This is a genomic window from Deinococcus budaensis (assembly GCF_014201885.1).
Lineage (GTDB): Bacteria > Deinococcota > Deinococci > Deinococcales > Deinococcaceae > Deinococcus > Deinococcus budaensis.
The window spans coordinates 31,059-47,183 of record NZ_JACHFN010000012.1; the positions used below are offsets into that span (position 1 = coordinate 31,059).

At 71.9% G+C, this 16,125-nt stretch carries 17 protein-coding genes; 7 read left to right on the forward strand and 10 right to left on the reverse strand.

Annotation, left to right across the window (positions count from 1 at the left end; translation table 11 throughout):
- Positions 1-47: 47 nt before the first annotated feature.
- Positions 48-3,425 (reverse strand): pullulanase-type alpha-1,6-glucosidase, encoded by a 3,378-nt coding sequence (gene pulA / locus HNQ09_RS14190; RefSeq protein ID WP_184030622.1) that lies wholly within the window; start codon positions 3,423-3,425, stop codon positions 48-50.
- 34 nt (positions 3,426-3,459) lie between these two features.
- Positions 3,460-4,950, reverse strand: coding sequence for a glycoside hydrolase family 36 protein (locus HNQ09_RS19195; RefSeq protein ID WP_184030625.1), 1,491 nt, complete (start codon positions 4,948-4,950; stop codon positions 3,460-3,462).
- Between the two features lie 89 nt (positions 4,951-5,039).
- On the opposite strand from HNQ09_RS19195, the gene HNQ09_RS14200 reads away from it, so the two are divergent.
- Positions 5,040-5,261 (forward strand): hypothetical protein, encoded by a 222-nt coding sequence (locus HNQ09_RS14200; RefSeq protein WP_184030628.1) that lies wholly within the window; start codon positions 5,040-5,042, stop codon positions 5,259-5,261.
- 83 nt (positions 5,262-5,344) lie between these two features.
- Here HNQ09_RS14200 and HNQ09_RS14205 read toward each other — a convergent pair whose 3' ends face one another.
- A complete protein-coding gene (locus HNQ09_RS14205) occupies positions 5,345-5,677 on the reverse strand; it encodes an FKBP-type peptidyl-prolyl cis-trans isomerase (protein WP_184030630.1) in 333 nt (110 codons plus the stop codon).
- Between the two features lie 82 nt (positions 5,678-5,759).
- Here HNQ09_RS14205 and lepB point away from each other — a divergent pair, with 82 nt between their 5' ends.
- Positions 5,760-6,383, forward strand: a complete 624-nt coding sequence (gene lepB / locus HNQ09_RS14210; protein ID WP_184030632.1) for a signal peptidase I — start codon at positions 5,760-5,762, stop codon at positions 6,381-6,383.
- Between the two features lie 36 nt (positions 6,384-6,419).
- Here the strand turns inward: lepB and HNQ09_RS14215 are convergent, their stop codons facing one another.
- From HNQ09_RS14215 to HNQ09_RS14225, 3 genes are all read right to left on the reverse strand, one after another.
- A complete protein-coding gene (locus HNQ09_RS14215) occupies positions 6,420-6,983 on the reverse strand; it encodes a DUF1684 domain-containing protein (protein WP_221269860.1) in 564 nt (187 codons plus the stop codon).
- Positions 6,977-7,198 carry an RNA-binding S4 domain-containing protein gene (locus HNQ09_RS14220; protein ID WP_184030636.1) on the reverse strand — a complete coding sequence of 74 codons (222 nt, stop codon included), beginning with the start codon at positions 7,196-7,198 and terminating at the stop codon, positions 6,977-6,979. Before HNQ09_RS14220 ends, HNQ09_RS14215 begins: the two co-directional genes overlap by 7 nt.
- 86 nt (positions 7,199-7,284) lie before the next feature.
- Positions 7,285-7,638, reverse strand: coding sequence for a winged helix-turn-helix transcriptional regulator (locus HNQ09_RS14225; protein WP_184030638.1), 354 nt, complete (start codon positions 7,636-7,638; stop codon positions 7,285-7,287).
- Positions 7,639-7,754: 116 nt separating this feature from the next.
- Between HNQ09_RS14225 and HNQ09_RS14230 the strand changes: the two genes are divergently transcribed.
- Entirely contained in the window at positions 7,755-8,174 is a 420-nt protein-coding gene (locus HNQ09_RS14230) for a DUF6069 family protein (protein WP_184030640.1), read from the forward strand.
- Positions 8,171-8,782 carry an NAD(P)H-binding protein gene (locus tag HNQ09_RS14235; protein ID WP_184030642.1) on the forward strand — a complete coding sequence of 204 codons (612 nt, stop codon included), beginning with the start codon at positions 8,171-8,173 and terminating at the stop codon, positions 8,780-8,782. Before HNQ09_RS14230 ends, HNQ09_RS14235 begins: the two co-directional genes overlap by 4 nt.
- A 202-nt stretch (positions 8,783-8,984) precedes the next feature.
- Here the strand turns inward: HNQ09_RS14235 and HNQ09_RS14240 are convergent, their stop codons facing one another.
- Genes HNQ09_RS14240 through HNQ09_RS14250 form a run of 3 tightly spaced genes read right to left on the reverse strand, consistent with a single transcriptional unit; the run spans position 8,985 to position 11,274 of the window.
- Positions 8,985-9,527, reverse strand: a complete 543-nt coding sequence (locus tag HNQ09_RS14240; protein ID WP_343057828.1) for a hypothetical protein — start codon at positions 9,525-9,527, stop codon at positions 8,985-8,987.
- Complete coding sequence (locus tag HNQ09_RS14245) at positions 9,524-10,336, reverse strand: hypothetical protein (protein WP_184030644.1); 813 nt, start codon at positions 10,334-10,336, stop codon at positions 9,524-9,526. The genes HNQ09_RS14240 and HNQ09_RS14245 overlap by 4 nt, the downstream gene beginning before the upstream one ends.
- The gene (locus tag HNQ09_RS14250; protein WP_221269850.1) at positions 10,333-11,274 is read right to left on the reverse strand and encodes an Ig domain-containing protein; all 942 of its coding nucleotides are present in this window, start codon (positions 11,272-11,274) and stop codon (positions 10,333-10,335) included. The genes HNQ09_RS14245 and HNQ09_RS14250 overlap by 4 nt, the downstream gene beginning before the upstream one ends.
- Before the next feature lie 277 nt (positions 11,275-11,551).
- Between HNQ09_RS14250 and HNQ09_RS14255 the strand changes: the two genes are divergently transcribed.
- Positions 11,552-14,473: an insulinase family protein gene (locus HNQ09_RS14255; RefSeq protein ID WP_184030646.1), complete on the forward strand. Its 2,922-nt coding sequence runs from the start codon at positions 11,552-11,554 to the stop codon at positions 14,471-14,473.
- A 151-nt stretch (positions 14,474-14,624) separates the two neighbouring features.
- Complete coding sequence (locus HNQ09_RS14260; RefSeq protein WP_246363375.1) at positions 14,625-15,050, forward strand: hypothetical protein; 426 nt, start codon at positions 14,625-14,627, stop codon at positions 15,048-15,050.
- A gap of 64 nt (positions 15,051-15,114) precedes the next feature.
- On the opposite strand, the gene HNQ09_RS14265 is transcribed toward HNQ09_RS14260, so the two are convergent.
- On the reverse strand, positions 15,115-15,558 hold the full coding sequence (locus tag HNQ09_RS14265) for a 23S rRNA (pseudouridine(1915)-N(3))-methyltransferase RlmH (protein WP_184030648.1): 444 nt from the start codon (positions 15,556-15,558) through the stop codon (positions 15,115-15,117).
- A gap of 118 nt (positions 15,559-15,676) precedes the next feature.
- Between HNQ09_RS14265 and HNQ09_RS14270 the strand changes: the two genes are divergently transcribed.
- Positions 15,677-16,105, forward strand: a complete 429-nt coding sequence (locus tag HNQ09_RS14270; protein WP_184030650.1) for a hypothetical protein — start codon at positions 15,677-15,679, stop codon at positions 16,103-16,105.
- Positions 16,106-16,125: the final 20 nt, after the last annotated feature.

A 16,125-nucleotide genomic window follows, 5' to 3' on the forward strand; every position in this document is an offset into this window, starting at 1 on the left:
AGAAGCGGCCCGCCCCCCACCGGAGACAGGCCGCCACGGGGCTGGAGTTACTTCCCGACAAACACCGCCGTCGTCAGCGCGGGAACGTTCAGTGTGCCCCCCTGCGCCTTCGCGCCGCGCACGACCGGGTCGCTAGACTTCGCCAGGACCGGGTGCAGGTCGAGTTTCAGATTCCGCAGGCTGGCGTCCGTGAAGTTCACGGTCTGGCCGCTCCCGTTGAACACCACCACGATGTCCTTGTACGGCTGGCCCTGGCCAGGCTGCCCGCTGAGCTTCATCACGATCACGCCGGGCGTCTGCTTCGGCCCCGTGTTCAGGAAGGTCAGCGTCTGGGACACCTGCGCGGCCGTCTCCAGCCGGAAGAGTTTGGAACTGGCGCGAATCTGGAGCGTTTCGCGGAAGTGGTCGGTGGCACGGGTGGCGTCGGCGGGGGTGGTCTTCAGGCTGGCGTCTCCCAGCAGCGTGCGGTAGAGCGGCCAGTTGCCCTCGTTCTTCTCGGCAGGCGGCAGGCCCCGGCCAAAGCCGTTGTCGCGGCCCGTCCAGTCGATGGCGTTGAACCAGTCGCCGCTGTTGTACGAGTCGCCGTCAAAGCTCTTGCTCCGCAGCCGTTCCTCGCCCGCGTGGAAGAAGGGGATGCCCTGCCCCAACCCGATCACACTCATGGCGAGGTTGTTCATGCGGACGCGCTGCGCGGTCGTTGCCGTGCGCGGCGCCTTGAGCAGCACGGCGTCCCAGAGGGTCTGGTTGTCGTGCGCCGAGGCGTAGTTGATCGTCTCGCGGGGGCTGGCCGCGTACCCGGCGGGCGCCCCGTTGTAGGAGAGGTCCTTGCCCGCGACCGCCACGCCCGCCGCGTTCGTCAGGCGGTAGTCGCGCAGGTTCCCGGTCAGGCCAATTCGCACAAGGTCGGCCAGTGCGAGTGCCCGCGCCCGGTCGGTGTTCTGCGCCTGACCGTTGGGCAGGGTGAAGAGGCCGGTGGCGAAGCCCTGGTCCTGAAGCCCCCCGAAGGGGTTCCCGCCCCGCACCGCGTCCCGGATGCGGTCGTTGAAGGTGCCGATGCCCTGGCCGTAGAGGTTGAGCTGGGTGGCGTTCACGCCCCGCTTGTTCTTCTCGACCTCCCCGAAGTCCCAGCCCTCGCCGTAGACGTAGATCTTCTTGCCGTCCACGCCGTCCTTTTGCACGGTCAGGCTGTCGAGCGCCCGGCGGACGTTCTGCATGTTGACGAGCATGTGGTGCCCCATCAGGTCGAAGCGGAAGCCGTCCACCTTGTATTGCCGCGCCCAGGTCAGCAGCGAGTCGATGGTCAGCTTTTCCATCATCCGGTGCTCGGAGGCGGTGTTCGCGCAGCAGGTGCTGGTTTCCACCGCGCCGTCGAGATTGAGGCGGTGGTAGTAGCCCGGCACGATCTTGTCCAGCACGCTGCGCTCGGCCTGCCCCGCCGCGTTCGTGTGGTTGTAGACCACGTCCTGCACGACGCGCAGCCCGGCCCCGTTCAGCGCCGCGACCATCTGCCGGTATTCCAGCGTCCGCTGCGCCGGGTTCACCGCGTAGCTGCCTTCCGGCACGGTGTAGTGGTGGGGGTCGTAGCCCCAGTTGAAGCCGTCGGCGTCGCGGGTGGCGTTCACGCGCTTCTGCTGCTCGTCGCTGTTGGCGGGCAGTTTGGCGAGGTCGGCGGGGTTGGGCGCCTTCCACTCCGCCTTGTTCTCGTTGATGGTGGCGATGTCAAAGGTGGGCAGGAGGTGGACGGCCTTCAGTCCCGCGTCCGCGAGCGACTTCAGGTGCTTCATGCCCGCGCTGCCGCCCTGGGTGAAGGCGAGGTACGTCCCGCGCTGTGCGGCGGGCACCGTCTGGTCCAATACGCTGAAATCCCGCACGTGCAGCTCGTAGAGGCTAAGGTCGGAGACGCTCGCCAGTTCGGGCTTCTTGAGATTGTCCCAGCCCTTCGGCTTCATGGCCGCGTCGTTCAGGTCCGCGATGATGCCGCGCGTGGAGTTCAGGCTCAGCGCCACTGCGTAAGGGTCGGTGACGAGGTTGGTTTCCACTTTCCCCGTGCTCGGCGCGAAGACGCGGACCTCGTAGCGGTAGCCCAGGCCCTTCCAGCTCGGCTCGCCCGTCACGCTCCAGACGCCCTTCGCGTCGCGGGTCAGGGCGACGGTGCGCTCACCGCTGCCGTCCGCGTTGGAGAGCCTCAGCTTCACGTCCTGCGCGGTGGGTACCCACAGGCGCAGGGTGGGGCGGCCATTCGCCCAGGTCACGCCGAGGGGACCGTCGTAGGCGTAAAGGGCGTCCAACGCCCGGGCAGGCTGCACGCCGGTTGCCCCCAGCAGGGTCCCGTCGGGCAGGGCGCTGCTCACGGCGAGCTGGCCGCGCAGGGCGGCGCCGATTCGGGCACGGTCCTCCTCGCGGACCCGCAGCAGGGCGTAATTCGCCAAGTGGGGCGTTTGGGCACGTTGCGCGGCGGTCAAGCCACCCTCGACTGGCAGCAACGTCAGCGTGTCGCCGCCCTCCACGCCCGCCGGGGTGAGCTTCAGGGCGGCGGTGGGCGAGGTATGCAGGGTCAGCGCCGCGCCGGGCTGCACCATCTCGGGCCGCACCGCCACGAGGTCCGCGCCCACCATGATCGCCTGCTGCTTGGTCAGGTCGCCCACCGTGCGGACACTGGTGTCGGGGCGGGTGGTGTAGACCTCGGCCTTGCCGCTCACGACCCAGGCCTGGTTCCCGGCCGTCTGCGCGAGGCTCTGGTCGGGGCCGGGGTCCTTCTCGTCGCCCTTGTGCACGATGAAGTTCAGTTTCTGCCAGCCGTCTTTCACGGGCACGTCCCAGTACACGCCGAAGGCGTTCTTGCCCGTCTGCGCCAGCGGCTGCGCCCACTCGGTCGGGGTCTTGGCGCCCTCCCAGACGTGCAGGCCCCAGCCCGCGTAGTTGCCGTCGGGGCGGTAGTAGTTGATGCGGGCGCTTCCGGCGGGGACGGGCGCTTCTTGCGAGACATACGCCAGCTCCGCCTTGCCGCTCTGGATCAGCACCTCGCGGCCCTGGGTGGGGTCGGCGAAGAGGTCGGGGCCGGGGTCCTTGTCGTCACCCTTGTGGACGATCAACCCGACTTTCTTCGCCCCGGCCTTCAGCGGCACGTCCCAGTAGACGCCGCCCGCGTCCTGTCCGGTGGGGGGGAGGGGCTTGGCCCAGTCGACCTGGGCGGTGGTGTCCTCCCAGGTGTGCAGGCCCCAGCCCGCGTACTGGCCGTCGGGCCGCAGGTAGCGCACGCGCAGGACGTTTTCGGGGATGGGGGTCTGCGCGGCGGGCGCCGGGGCCGGGGTGGTGGGAGCCGCCTGGGCCAGCAGCGGCGCCGGGCGGCCCTGAAGAAGCTGCGGAGCTTGCGCCAGCGCCGGGGCCGACAGTGCGGCCGTCAGAAGGATCAGCAGTCGGTTCATGGGTGAGGCCGATTGTAGCCGCCCCGGCGCCCGGTCACTCCCCGGTCCGCACGCGGTAGCTGCGCGGCGGCTGGCCGCCCCCGGCGGGTTCGTTCAGCAGGTTGAAGGTGCCGCGCGTGAAGTGCGTCACCGCGCCGCCCAGGCTCTCGGCCAGGGTCACCGGGCGGTCGGGCGCGCTGATCTCCAGGCTGCGGCGCAGCAGGTCCAGGCCCGGGGCGTCCAGCAGGGCGATGGGGTCGCTGCTCGCCCGCAGGCCGCCCACCACGTCCAGCAGGCCCAGCAAGGTGCCGCGTTCCTCGTCGCCCAGCAGGCTGCGTTCGCGCCGGGCGATCATCACGTCGGGGTCAGGCTGATACCAGGCGTGCTGGTACCAGCGCGAGAGGGCGGTGTGGACCGCGTTGCGCGCGCTCGGCCCGGTGGCGTCGCCCAGCCACAGCCGCCGCGACTCGTCGTCCCAGAGGGGCGCCACGTCCGGTCCGGTCCGCATCGCGTCCACCAGCCCGATGCTGGAGGCCAGCGGGGCGCCGCAGCCCAGCAGGAAGGTGTCCTCGCCCGCGCCGTCGCGCAGCGCCTGGAGGCCCTGGCGGTATGCCTGCGCCCGGCCCACGCCGGGATTGTGCCGCACGCCGGGGAGCGCCGCCCCGTACAGAAAGTCGAGCTTGAGGTAGGGGTAGCCCCAGCCGCGCACGGTGGCCGTCAGCTCGCGCAGCCAGTCCAGCACCTCCGGGCGGGTGGTGTCCAGCGCGAAGTACGGCCCGCCCCAGTTGTGCCCGACCGGAAGGGGCGAGCCGCCTTCGCCGCGCAGCATCCAGTCCGGGTGGTCGCGGAAGAGGCGCGAGGTCGGCCCCGCCAGAAAGGGCGCCAGCCACAGCCCCGGCGTGAAGCCCAGGTCCGAGAGGGGCGCGGGCAGGTCGCGGGCGTGGCCGCCGAAGTGCGCGCCCGGCTCCAGCCAGTCGCCCAGGTCGGCCTGAAAGCCGTCGTCGAGCTGGAACACGTCGAAGGGGAGGGTCAGCTCGCGGGCCAGCCGGGCATTGTCCAGCACCGCGTCCAGCGTCACGTCGCGGTAGTAGGAGTACCAACTGCACCACACCCGCAGCGGGGCGGGCGTCCGCGCGTGCATGTTCGCTCCCAGCCGGGCGCTCAGCCGCTCCACGGTGGCGATCACGTCGGCCGTCTCCTCCCAGGCGACCTCGACGGGCGGGCCTTCCAGGGTGCAGGTCACGCGCACCTGCTCGCCGCGGGCGCAGGCCTCCCAGTGGGTGAAGGTGCGTGTGGCGTCCAGCGCGCAGCCGACCCAGCCGCCGCCGTCCGGGCGAATGAGCGCCAGCAGCGTGTGACTTCGCCACACCCCCGCCTCGCCGCTGGGCAAGAAGGCCGGGTCGTGCCCCTGCTGATGGCGCCAGGGCATCAGCGGCACAGCCTGTCGCTCGGTGAGGGGCCGCAATTCGGCCTCGCTCCACGACTGGTAACCGCTGACCAGAACGCGCACTTGGGCGGGGGAGACGTTCAGCGTCCATTCGGGCATGTCTCCCAGCCTTCCATATCGGGGGCCGGGTGAATGCCAGTTCACACCGGGCACACGCGCCCGGCCCCGGCCCGGCCTAGGGTGCCCCCATGACCGGACGCCGCAGCGACGAACAGCCCGACCTCCCGCAGGCCCAGCGCAGCACCGACTCCCAGAGCGCCACTGAATCGCCCTATCCGACGCCGCAGCAGGCCAGCGTGGTGCAAGACAGTCCCGGCAACCCCGACATCGGTGTCGAGGAAAGCGGCGGCCTCGACGAGCAGGGCAACCACAAGGGCGAGGACGACCTGGTGAGCGGCGCGGGCGAGTAACCCCACACCGACGGGAAAGCGCCCCGCACGGCTCAGGTGCGGGGCGTTTCGGTTTGCTGTCCTGCTGGCTGCTGGCCGCTCGCTCAGCGCACGTCCATCAGTTCCACGTCGAAGATCAACGTGGCGTTGGGCGGAATCACGCCGGGCACGCCCGCGGCGCCGTAGGCGAGGTGGCCGGGAATGGTGAGCCGCGCCTTGTCGCCCACCCGCAGGCCCGCGAGGCCCTGGTCCCAGCCGGGAATCACGTAGCCCACGCCCAGCGGAAACTCGATAGGTTCGCCCCGGTCGCGGCTGGAGTCGAACTTCTGGCCGCCCTCCAGGGTGCCGGTGTAGTGGACGCGCACCATCTTTCCGGCCTGGGCGGGCGTGCCCTGGCCCTCGTGGTATTTCTCGACGATCAGCTCCTGGGAGGTCATGCGCGTCAGGGTAAGGCCGCCTGCCGCTCTTTCCCCCCGAGTCTGAAGCGGTCATGAAGGGAGGCCTGGCCCGCCTGCTACCATGCGCCGCGTGACGCCCGCCGCCCCTCCCGCTTCTCCCGGCGGGTTCCCTTTCTTCTGGCGCGTGTGGGTGCTGGGCGCGCTGCTGCCGGTGTGGGTGCTAACCACCTTCGTCGCCACCTTCGCGCGGGTGGACGGCGACTCGATGCAGCCGACCCTGGAGAGCGGCGACCTGCTGCTGCTGCTCAAGTATCCCCGCTGGCTGCGCGCCTGGGGCCTGCCCACGGCGTACCCGCAGCGCGGCGACCTGCTGATCTTCAAGGCCCCGGCGGACAGCCCCTACAGCTACGAGACGTTTCTGGGCGTGCGCCACCGCCCCTACAACGTCAAGCGCGTGCTGGCCCTGCCGGGCGAGACGGTCGCCATCGAGCAGGGGCGGGTGGTCGTGAACGGGCGGGCGCTGGCCGAGAGCTACGCGAATGACGGCGTGCTGAGTGACCAGCCGCCGCTGCGGGTGCCGGCCGGCAAGGTCTGGGTGCTGGGCGACAACCGCCTGATCGGGGAGAGCCTCGACTCGCGCGCCTACGGCCCGGTGGCCCTGCGCGACGCGGCGGGTCCGGCGAACCTGCGGCTGTGGCCCCATCCGGGGCTGGTGGGCGGGGAAGCCGTGAGCTTAGGCCCCTGAGCGCGGGCGGCTCGCCCGGGTTCCCGCTCGCCTCGCCTACGGCCCGGCGCCTTCTTCTGCCGGCAAGCGCTCGCCCGCCCGCACCGGCTCCGGGAGCCAGTTCTCGCGCGGGGGGAGGGGACAGATCCAGCCGTCCGCGTAGGCGCAGTAGGGGTGGTAGGCCAGGTTGAAATCCAGACTCACGCGCAGCCCCTGCGGCGTCCGGGCCAGCGGCGCGTCGAGGTAACGCCCGGCCCCGTAGGTCTCCTGCCCGCTGGTGCCGTCGCGGAAGGGCACGAAGACCCGCGCCGGGGTCTCGTCGCCGGGAGGGGCGTAGAGGGTCAGCGCGTGTGGGCCGCCCGGCAGCTCCAGCGTCACCGTGCCGAAGCGGGCCATCGGGCGGGCCTCGCCCGTGTTGGTCGCCAGGGGGACCTCGCCGCCGTCTCCCGGCGCCACGGGCAGCACGAAGGCCCAGCCGGGGTCGGGCGCGAAGTAGCTCAGGCCGTGAAAGTCGCCCAGCGCGCCTGCCGGGACCGGCCCCTTTCCCGCCGCGAAATGCTCATCCTTGCGGCGCCGGAAGTCGAGCAGGGCTTCGGTCCAGGCCGCGTCCCCGCTCACCAGTCCACCCGCAGCCGCTCGCCCGCGTACTCCACGATGTCCCCGCGCCGCAGCTTCTTGCGCCGCCGCGTCTCGATCTCCCCGTTGAGCCGCACCTCGCCGCCCTGCACCCGGAACTTGGCCTCGCCGCCGGTTTCGACCAGGCCGCGCAACTTCAGAAAGTCCTGAAGGTCGATGGTGTCGCGCTCGTCGGGGGAAGGCCGTGCGTTCTGGGTCATGGGGGCAGGGTACACCGGGGGTCGGCACAGCCGCGTCAGGGGGCGGCCCTCCGGCGGGGAGGCAGGCCAGGCTCCAGCGGATACGGTCACGCCTCCGGGACGGGGTTCGGCGCCTCGCCGGGGGTGAGCCACGTCTGCGCCCAGACGTCGAGGTGCCGCAGCACCCCCCCGAGCGCGCGGCCCTTGGCGGTGAGGTGGTACGTGATGCGCACGGGCGTCTCGGGCGTGACGGTGCGCGTCAGCAGGCCCTCGGCCTCGAACTCCTTGAGCCGCTCGCTGAGCAGGCGCCCGCTGAGGCCGGGCACCGCCGCCGCGAGTTCCGAAAAGCGGGTGCGCCCATGAAACAGCGAAAAGAGGATGGCCCCCGTCCACCGCTTGCCCACCAGATCGGTGGCGTGATGAAAGGCCGCGCTGAAAGGGTCGCCGGAGGCTCTGGACATGCCCCCAGTCTAGTCTCCCAGTTACGGAAAATAAGCAGGTTGACAAAAGTAACTGCCTCCGTCTATGGTGGTTACGAAAAGTAAGTTGCTCTCCCTCATCTGTCAGGAGGTCCCATATGACGCCCGTCCCTGCCAGCCGCGCCCTTCCCGCTCTCGTCCGCAACGGCGTGCTCGCCGCTCTGGCGGCCAGTGCGCTCACGCTCGCCGTCTTGCTGGGGGCCACGGGAGTGGGCGTGCCCCTGGGGGTCTCCGGCCCCGGCGAGACCGTGCTGGAGATCGGCGCTGCCCTGGTGGTGACCGCCTGTGTGGCGGGGGCGCTCGGGGCCACGCTGGTGCTGGCCGCCCTGAACGCCTTCGCCCGGCACCCGCGCCGCAGCTTCGAGGTCAGCGCCCTGGCCGTGCTGGCCCTGTCGCTGATGCCGCTGCTCGCCGGGGACCTGCCCGCCGCCACCGCCGTCTCCCTCGGCGCGATGCATCTGGTCGCGGCGGCGGCCACCATGGCGCTGCTGCGTCCGGTGGCGAGGCGGTCGCGGTGAACGTGCTGCTGCTGGGCGCGACTGGCCAGCTGGGTCGCCCGCTGTTGCGCCAGGCCCTCGCCGCCGGGCACGGGGTCAGCGCGTTCGTGCGGCGGCCCGAGAGGCTGGACCTGGCCCACCCCCGCCTGCGGGCCGTGCGGGGCGACGCGCTCGACCCGGCGGGGGTCGCCGCCGCGCTGCCCGGCCACGACGCGGTGCTGAGTACGCTCGGCGGGTCGCCGGACGTGGTGACGCAGGGGGCGCGGCACCTCGTCGCCGCCATGCAGGGAAGCGCGGTGCGGCGGCTGATCGCCGTCGCGGCGGCGGGCATCCTGCCGCTGGACGACCGGACCCTCGTGCGCGACCTGCCCACCTTCCCGGCCGGCTTCCGCGAAGTCTCCGCCGCGCACCTGCGAGCTTACGAGCTGCTGGTCGCCTCGGACCTGGAATGGACCCTGCTGTGCCCGCCCGCGTTGGTCGGCGGCGCCCTGACGGGCCGCTACCGGGTGCAGGCGGAACACGCCCTCAGCGACGCGCGGACCGTCTCCACGGAGGACGCCGCGCATTTCATCCTCGGGGAACTGACGGCGCCCCGCTTCGTGCGGATGCGCGTCGCTATCGCGTCTTGACCCTGGCCCCGGGCGGGGAAGCACAGGACCGGGCCGGTGGCTGGACCGTCCGCACCACCTGGCCACCCGGTTCCCTCACAGCGCCGCAAGAGACAGGAAAAAAGACCCCCCTCGACCAGGGGTGAGGGGTCCAGAGGGGGACCCGCAGCGCCTGGGGACAGGGGGCGTCTTCCCGGCGGGTCTCAGGCCTGCGTCCGGCGCCCTAGGGTCTGTACTGCGCCCCGAAGAGCCGCAGGTCCGCGTCGTCCACCCGGCGGTCCTGGTTGAGGTCGCCCACCGTGGCGTCCGGCTTGCCGTAGCTGTTCATCAGCAGGGCGAGGTCGGTCAGGTCGATCACGCCGTCGCCGTTGAGGTCGGCGCCGCTGAGGCGGGCGCGGGCGGCGGCGGGGGTCCAGTCTTTCAGGCCCAGTTCGCGGGTCAGCTCGGCGCGCAGGGCGGCCTCCAGCGCGAGGGGTCCCTGCGGATTGAACTCGATGCGGCGCTCGCCCCCCACGTTCAGGGTTCGGGCCGCCACGTCGGGGTTGAAGGGGACCGCGTTCGCGCCGCTGCCGCCCAGAAAGAGCAGCGGGCCGCCGCTGGTGTCCAGCGTGACGGGGTTCTCGGGCGTGCCCAGCGCGGCCAGCACCTGCTGCACCGCCCGCGTCATCTCGGCGCCCTGGGGCCGCAGCTTGACGCTGGCCGCGTGGGCAGTTCCTCCCAGCAGCAGCGCCAGGGCGAGCGCGGCGCCGCGTTTCAGGCCGTTCACTGGGCCGCCCTCGCCGCCCGCAGCGCGTCGCGGAATTTGACGGGATCGCTCTCGATGGGATCGGGGTCGGTCGGGGTGGGTGTGGCAACGGCAGCAGCGGGCGCCGTCGCTGGGGCCGTTGGAGGGGGGGTCGTGGAAGGGGAAGAGGCCGTTCCCGCCGCGCCCCCCGTGGGTGCCGCCGGGGTTCCTGTCGCGGCGCCTGTGGTTCCCGTGCCCGTTGTGCCGCTGCCCAGAGCTGCTGGGGGGGTGCCCGCCGTGCCGGTTCCAGCGGTGTCCGTTCCGCTCGTTCCTGCGCCGCTCGCCCCGGCCGTGGCCGTGCCCGCCGTACCTGGGGTCGCCGGAGCGGTGGCTGTTGCGGCAGCCGGGGTGCCTGTTGTTGGGGAATTGGCCGCCGGGGTGGCCGCGCCAGGGCGCGTGACCCGGCCATTCTCGATGGGGTAAAAGCCCTGCGAGAAGCCCACGACCGGGCTGTCCAGGCGGCGGCTGTACAGCAGCCAGAAAGCTTCCTGCCCGGCCCGCAACTCCGGCAGACCGTCAACCCCAGCGAGCAGGTACAGCGCGGGTTTGCCCTCGCGCTGCGGCAGGCTGGCAGGGTCCCCGGCGATGGTCTCGGTGACAGTCAGCGGGTACACCGTCCAGGTCACGCCCGCCTCCTGCACGCTGGTCGCCGTGCCCAGGGTGGCGCGCACGATCACGTCCGCCTTCTTCGCCTGCTGGGTCAGGGTCAGCGGCGGCGCGGTCGTCGCCCCGGCGGGGAAGGGGGCCGTCCCCAGCGCCAGCGCCGTGAGCAGCGTCAGCGCACGCCTCACGGGCTGCCTCCCCCGGGCGGGGTTGCCGGTGGGGGCGGGTTGGGGATCACCGGCGAGGGCGGAGCGGCGGGCGGGTCTTGGTTGCCGCCGGGGGGTGGCGTGGGAGCTGCGGGGGTGGCCGGAGCCGCCGGAGTGGTCGTCGTGGGCGTCGTCGGCGTGGCCGGGCTTGCGGTGGCCGGGTTGGGAGTCGCCGGAGTCGCCGCAGGTCTGGCCGCTTCCGGCAGCTTGACCTCGGCCAGCAGCTTGCCCGCGCCGTCGCGGGCCTCGAAGGCAAAGCGGGTGGTGTCGAGCTTGACCACCTTTTGCGGCTTCAGGCTGACCAGCGCCACCCGCGCGCCGCTGCGGGGCACCGCCTTGAAGCCCACGTCCACCGTCAGGGTGCGGCCCGCGAGCTTCCAGAACAGCACGCCGCCCGCCTCGGCCGCTTGCACGCGGGTGACAGTCACGCCTTCGGGCAGGTCCCAGGTCATCCGCGCGGCGCGCACGGCCCGGGGCGCGGTGATGTTGAGCGGAATGCGCGTTTCGCCGCGAATCTCGCCTGCCGGAAGCTGGGGCTTTAAAGCCAGCGGCGGCAGCTCGTTCACGTTCAGGGTGTAGCTCTGCACCTTGCTGCTCAGGTTGGCGTCGGAACTCTCCAGCGTAAAGGTATAGGCCCCGGTCTTGGTCGGCGTGCCCGAGAGCCGCAGGTTGCGCAGGGTCAGGCCCGGCGGCAGGCTGCCCGACCCCACCCGCACCGTGTACGGCCCCGCGCCGCCCGCGACCGTGATCGGCGCCTCGTAGGTTTCCGCGAGATAGGCGACCGGCAGGGTCGTCGTGGTGAAGTACAGGGCGTCGCGGTTGCCCGTGGTCCCGGTCGTGCCGGGCGTGCTGCCGCAGGCCGTCAGCAGCGCGCCGCACGCCAGCCAGGCCCACCCGGAGGTGACGGTGACTTTTCGCATGGGCGCAGTGTAACGGCGGGGGATGAGGAGGTCTGGGGGCCGCCTTCAGATTCGGGCGTCTGGGGCGGGTCGCTGGAAGGCCGTCGCCAGCGATCAGGCGCCAGTTGCCACACCCCCCCGGGCGCGCGGGCTTCTTTCATCTCTGGACTTGCCAGAACAGTGCCGGACTGGAGAAGAACTTGGAGGCGCGGAGCAAAACGCAGCGTGCCGGAACAGAAGCCTTCACCGTTCCGCCGGGCCGATTTGCCGCCCAGTTCGCGGCGCTAGACTTCCTTCCATGACGACCACCGCACCGCTTCCCGCCCTGCCCGCCCCCGGCGACCGGCTGGGCCGCTACACCGTCGAGCGCGTGGAGACCCTGCCCGAGATGCAGGGCACCCTGGTCCTGCTGCGCCACGAGCTGGGCGCCCGGCACGCCCACGTCTCGCGCGACGACGACAACCTCGCCTTCGGGGTGACCTTCCCGACCGTGCCCAAGGACTCGACCGGCGTGGCCCATATCCTCGAGCACGTCGTGCTGATGGGCAGCCAGAAGTACCCGGTGGCCGATCCCTTCTTCGCCATGCTCCCGAGGTCGCTGAACACCTTCATGAACGCGATGACCGCGAGCGACTGGACGACCTACCCCTTTTCCACCCGCAACGAGCAGGACTACTTCAACCTGCTGGGCGTGTACCTCGACGCGACCTTCTTTCCGCTGATGCGCTACGAGAGCTTCCGGCAAGACGGCCACCGCTTCGAGTTCGAGACGCCCGACGACCCGACCACGCCGCTGAAGCTCCAGGGCGTCGTGTACAACGAGATGAAAGGCGCCATGGCCTCGCCGGGGTCGGTGATGTGGCGCGCGTTCGGCCAGGCGCTGTACCCGGACCTGACCTATGCCAACAACTCCGGCGGCTCGCCTTCCGCGATTCCCGACCTGACTTACGAGGACCTGCGCGCCTTTCACGCGGCGCACTACCACCCCAGCAACGCCCTGTTCTACACCTACGGGCGGCTCGATTTGAGGCGCGTGCTGGACGAGATCGAATCGCACGTGATGGCGCGCTTCAGCCCCCAGACGCTCGACGTGAGCATTCCCGACCAGCCCAGCTTCACCGCGCCGCGCCGGATGGACGTGACCTATCCCGGCACCGACGTGGAGCGCGGCGGACAGGTCAGCGTGGCCTGGAAACTCGGCCCCACCACCGACCCCGACCACAACCTGCGCTGGAGCGTGCTGGGCGACGTGCTGCTGGGCAACCCCGCCGCGCCGCTGACCCGCCCCTTGATCGAGTCGGGGCTGGGCAGCGCGCTGGCCGACCTCAGCGGTTACCGCGACGACTTCCGCGAGGGCGCCTTTGCCGCCGGCCTCAAGGGCCTCAGCGCCGGGCGGGCCGATGAGGTGCAGGCGCTGGTGCTGGACACGCTCGCCAGCATCGTCCGGGAGGGCATCGACCCCGCGCTGATCGAAAGCAGCCTGCACCAGTTCGAGATCGGGCAGCGCGAGGTCTCCAACAGCGGTTACCCCTACGGCCTGCAAGTCATGTTCCGGCTGCTGGGGCCGTGGCTTTACGGCGGCGACCCGGTGACGGGCCTGCGGCTGGAGGCCGAGCTTTCGCGGCTGCGCGAGGGCCTCGCGGCGGGGCAGGTCTTCGAGCCGATGATTCAGCGGGAACTGCTGGACAACCCCCACCGGGTCACGCTGGTGCTGGCCCCCGACCCCGAGCTGGTCGCCCGCACCGAGCAGAGCGAGCGTGAACTGGTCGAGCGCCTGAGTGCGGGCTTCACCGACGAGGACCGCGCCCGCATCGTGGCCGAGAGCCTGCGCCTTCAGGAGCTTCAGGCCCAGGAGTCGGACCCGGGCGTGCTGCCCACCCTGACCCTGGCCGACGTGCCCCCCACCGTGCTGCGGGTGCCGTACACCACCGAGCAGGTGGGCCGCGCCGTGATCGGCCGGGTGCCGCAGCCCACCGGGGGCCTGACCTACCTCGACGTGCAGGTGCGGCTGCCCGAACTGCCTGCGGAGCTGCTGGACACCCTGCCGCTGTACGCCTACGCGGTCACCCGCAGCGGGGCCGCCGGGCAGGACTACCTCGCGCTGGCCCGCCGCATCGAGGCCGTGACGGGCGGCGTGAGCGCCAGCGTCGGGGTGGGCGGTCAGCCGGACGATCTGGAGGCCCTGCGGCTCTCGGTCACCTTCAGCGGCAAGGCGCTGGCCCGCAACGGGGAGGCGCTGGTGGGGGTGCTGCGCGACATCCTGGCCGCGCCCGAGTTCACCCGCGAGCGGCTGGAGCAGCTGCTCAAGCAGCGCCTGGCAGGCCTCAAGGCCAGCGTGGTCAGTTCGGGCAACGCCTACGCCGAGCGCCTGGCCGCCGCGCAGGTCAGCCCGGCAGGGTTTATCGAGGAACACCTCGGGGGCCTGACCGCGCTGGAACACCTCAAGGGGATCGTCGAGGGGGACGGCGGCCTGGACGCCCTGCTGGAGCGCCTGAACCGCGTCCGCGACCTGCTGCTGGGAGGCCAGCCGCTGCTGTGCCTCACCGCGACCCCGGACGACCTGGGCCTCGACCTGACGCCCATCACGGGCCGCTTCACGGGCGAGACTCCGGTCGGTCGCCCCGCGCCCCAGACCCTCCCGGCCGTGCCGCAGGCGCGCGTCACCGACTCGCCGGTCGCCTTCAACGCGGTCGCCTTCCGCACCGTGCCGTACACCCACCCCGACAGCCCGGCGCTGCTGGTGCTCTCGCGCCTGCTGCGCAGCGAGTACCTGCTGGCCGAGATTCGCGAGAAGGGCGGGGCCTACGGCGGCGGCGCGGCCTTCGATGCCCGTGCGGGCGTCTTCAGCCTCTCCTCGTACCGCGATCCGCACATCACCCGCACCTACGAGGTGTTCCGGAACGCCCGCGCTTTCCTCGACACGGGGCTGGGCGAGCGCGAGGTCACCGAAGCGATCCTGGGCGCGAGCAAGACCCTCGATCCCCTCACCAGCCCCGACACGGCGGGGAGGCTGCGCTTTTACGGCGACCAGGCGGGCTACACCCCCGAGATGCAGGAAGCCTACAAAGCGCGGCTCCTGAACGTCACCCTGGAGGACCTCAAGCGCGTCACCGACGCCTGGCTGACCCCGGAGCGCGCCGGATACGCTCTGGTCGCGGGCCGCGATCCCAACGCCGAGACCCAGGCGCTGGGGCTGCATTTCGAGGTGCAGACGATCTAGGCAGTGGCAGGTGGGCAGTCGGCCGTGGGCCAAAAGGGGGTGGGAGGCGCCGGGGGCGTTGTCCACCCCTTCTGCTTGGGAGGCGATACGCCCCGCGCCACAGGCGATCCCTTCACATCTTTCTCGCCGCGCGCCCCTGAACACTCGGCCCATGAAACGACTCGGAGTCGGGATGGCGCTCGCGGCGTTGGCGGCGGGCACGGCGGGGGCAGAGCGGTTCGGGGTGCAGCTCGGGGTGGGGGCGGGCGGGGGCGGCGTGGGGGTGCAGGCGGGCGCTTACGCGCGGGTTGCGGGCTTCGGCCCGGCGCAGCTGGAGGCGCGCGGGACCTTCGAGCAGGCGCTGAGCGGCTCCGGCGGTACGCGGGTGGGCGCCGACGCCCTGGTCAGCGTGAACCTGCTGCTGCTGCGCCCCTACGCGGGCCTGGGCCTGAGCCTGCCGCTGGGCGGGGCCGGGAACACTGCCCTGCGCTCCACCGTGGGCGCCCGTTTTGGCCTGCCCGGTCCGCTCTCCGGGTTCGCCGAGGGCAGCTTCGGCGGGCAGAACGTGTACCGGGCGGGACTGCTGCTGCGCTTCTGAAGGGGGTGAGTGGGAAGTGGTCAGTGGAAAAGGTCAGGTCCACGGACCACGCCCGGCTCACCACTTACCCGCCCCGGTGGTACGGCTCCCCCGCGCTGATCGTGGCGGCCCGGTACAGGGCTTCCAGCAGCACGATCATGGCGAGGTCGTGGGGCAGGGTGAGGTCTCCCAGGCTCCACAGGCGCGTGGCGGCGGCCCGCAGCGCGTCCGTGTGGCCTTCGGGGCCGCCGATGGCGAAGGCCAGTTCCCCGGTGCCCCCGAGCGCCTGCGCGTCCAGATACGCGCTGAGACCCTCACTGCTGAACTGGCGGCCGCGCGGGTCGAGCAGGATCAGCGGTGTGCGGCCCACCGCCCGGGCGACTGCCTCGGATTCCAGCGCCTGGGTTTTCCCGGCCACCCGCGTGACCTGAAGCTTGTGGTAGCGCCGCAGCCGCCGCTCGTACTCGTCCCACCCGGCGCGGGCATAGGCGAGTTTGGGTTCTCCGACGGTGATCAGGTGCAGCCGCATCAGGGCCGGAGGATAGGGCTTGCGGCTGCGGGCATGTCGCGTGTGGAGAAAAAGGAGCAGCCGAGCTTGACGGCTTCCGCTCCCCCACAGGCCACAGGCCACGGGCTATGCTCCCCCCGTGAACTACGCGGCGACGCTGGCGGTGCTGGTGATCCTGGCCTTTACCTTTCCGCTGGTGGTGCGGCTGGGGACCGCGCTGGGCGTGCCCGAAGCCTACAGCGCGGCGGCGCTGGGCGCCCTGCTCACCCTGGCGCTGGCGACCTACCTGGTGCGCTGGCAGGTCGGGCGCCACCGCGTGACCCTCGACCGGCTGGCGGCGGCGCGGGCGCAGGTCACCGCCGACCCCGAAAATCCCCGGGCCTACTTTGTCGGCGGGGAGCACCTGGGCACCATCCTGCTGCGGCTGGGGCGGCGGCGCGAGGCTTCCGAGGTCATCGACCGCTACGCGCGCTTGGGCGGCGCCCGCGAGAGCGAGATCGTGGCCCTGCGCGAGGCGCTCTCCAACGCCGAGCGCCGCCAGCGCCGCGCGCAGGGCCGAGAGGCGTGAGCCGGAACGGGGCGCCCTTT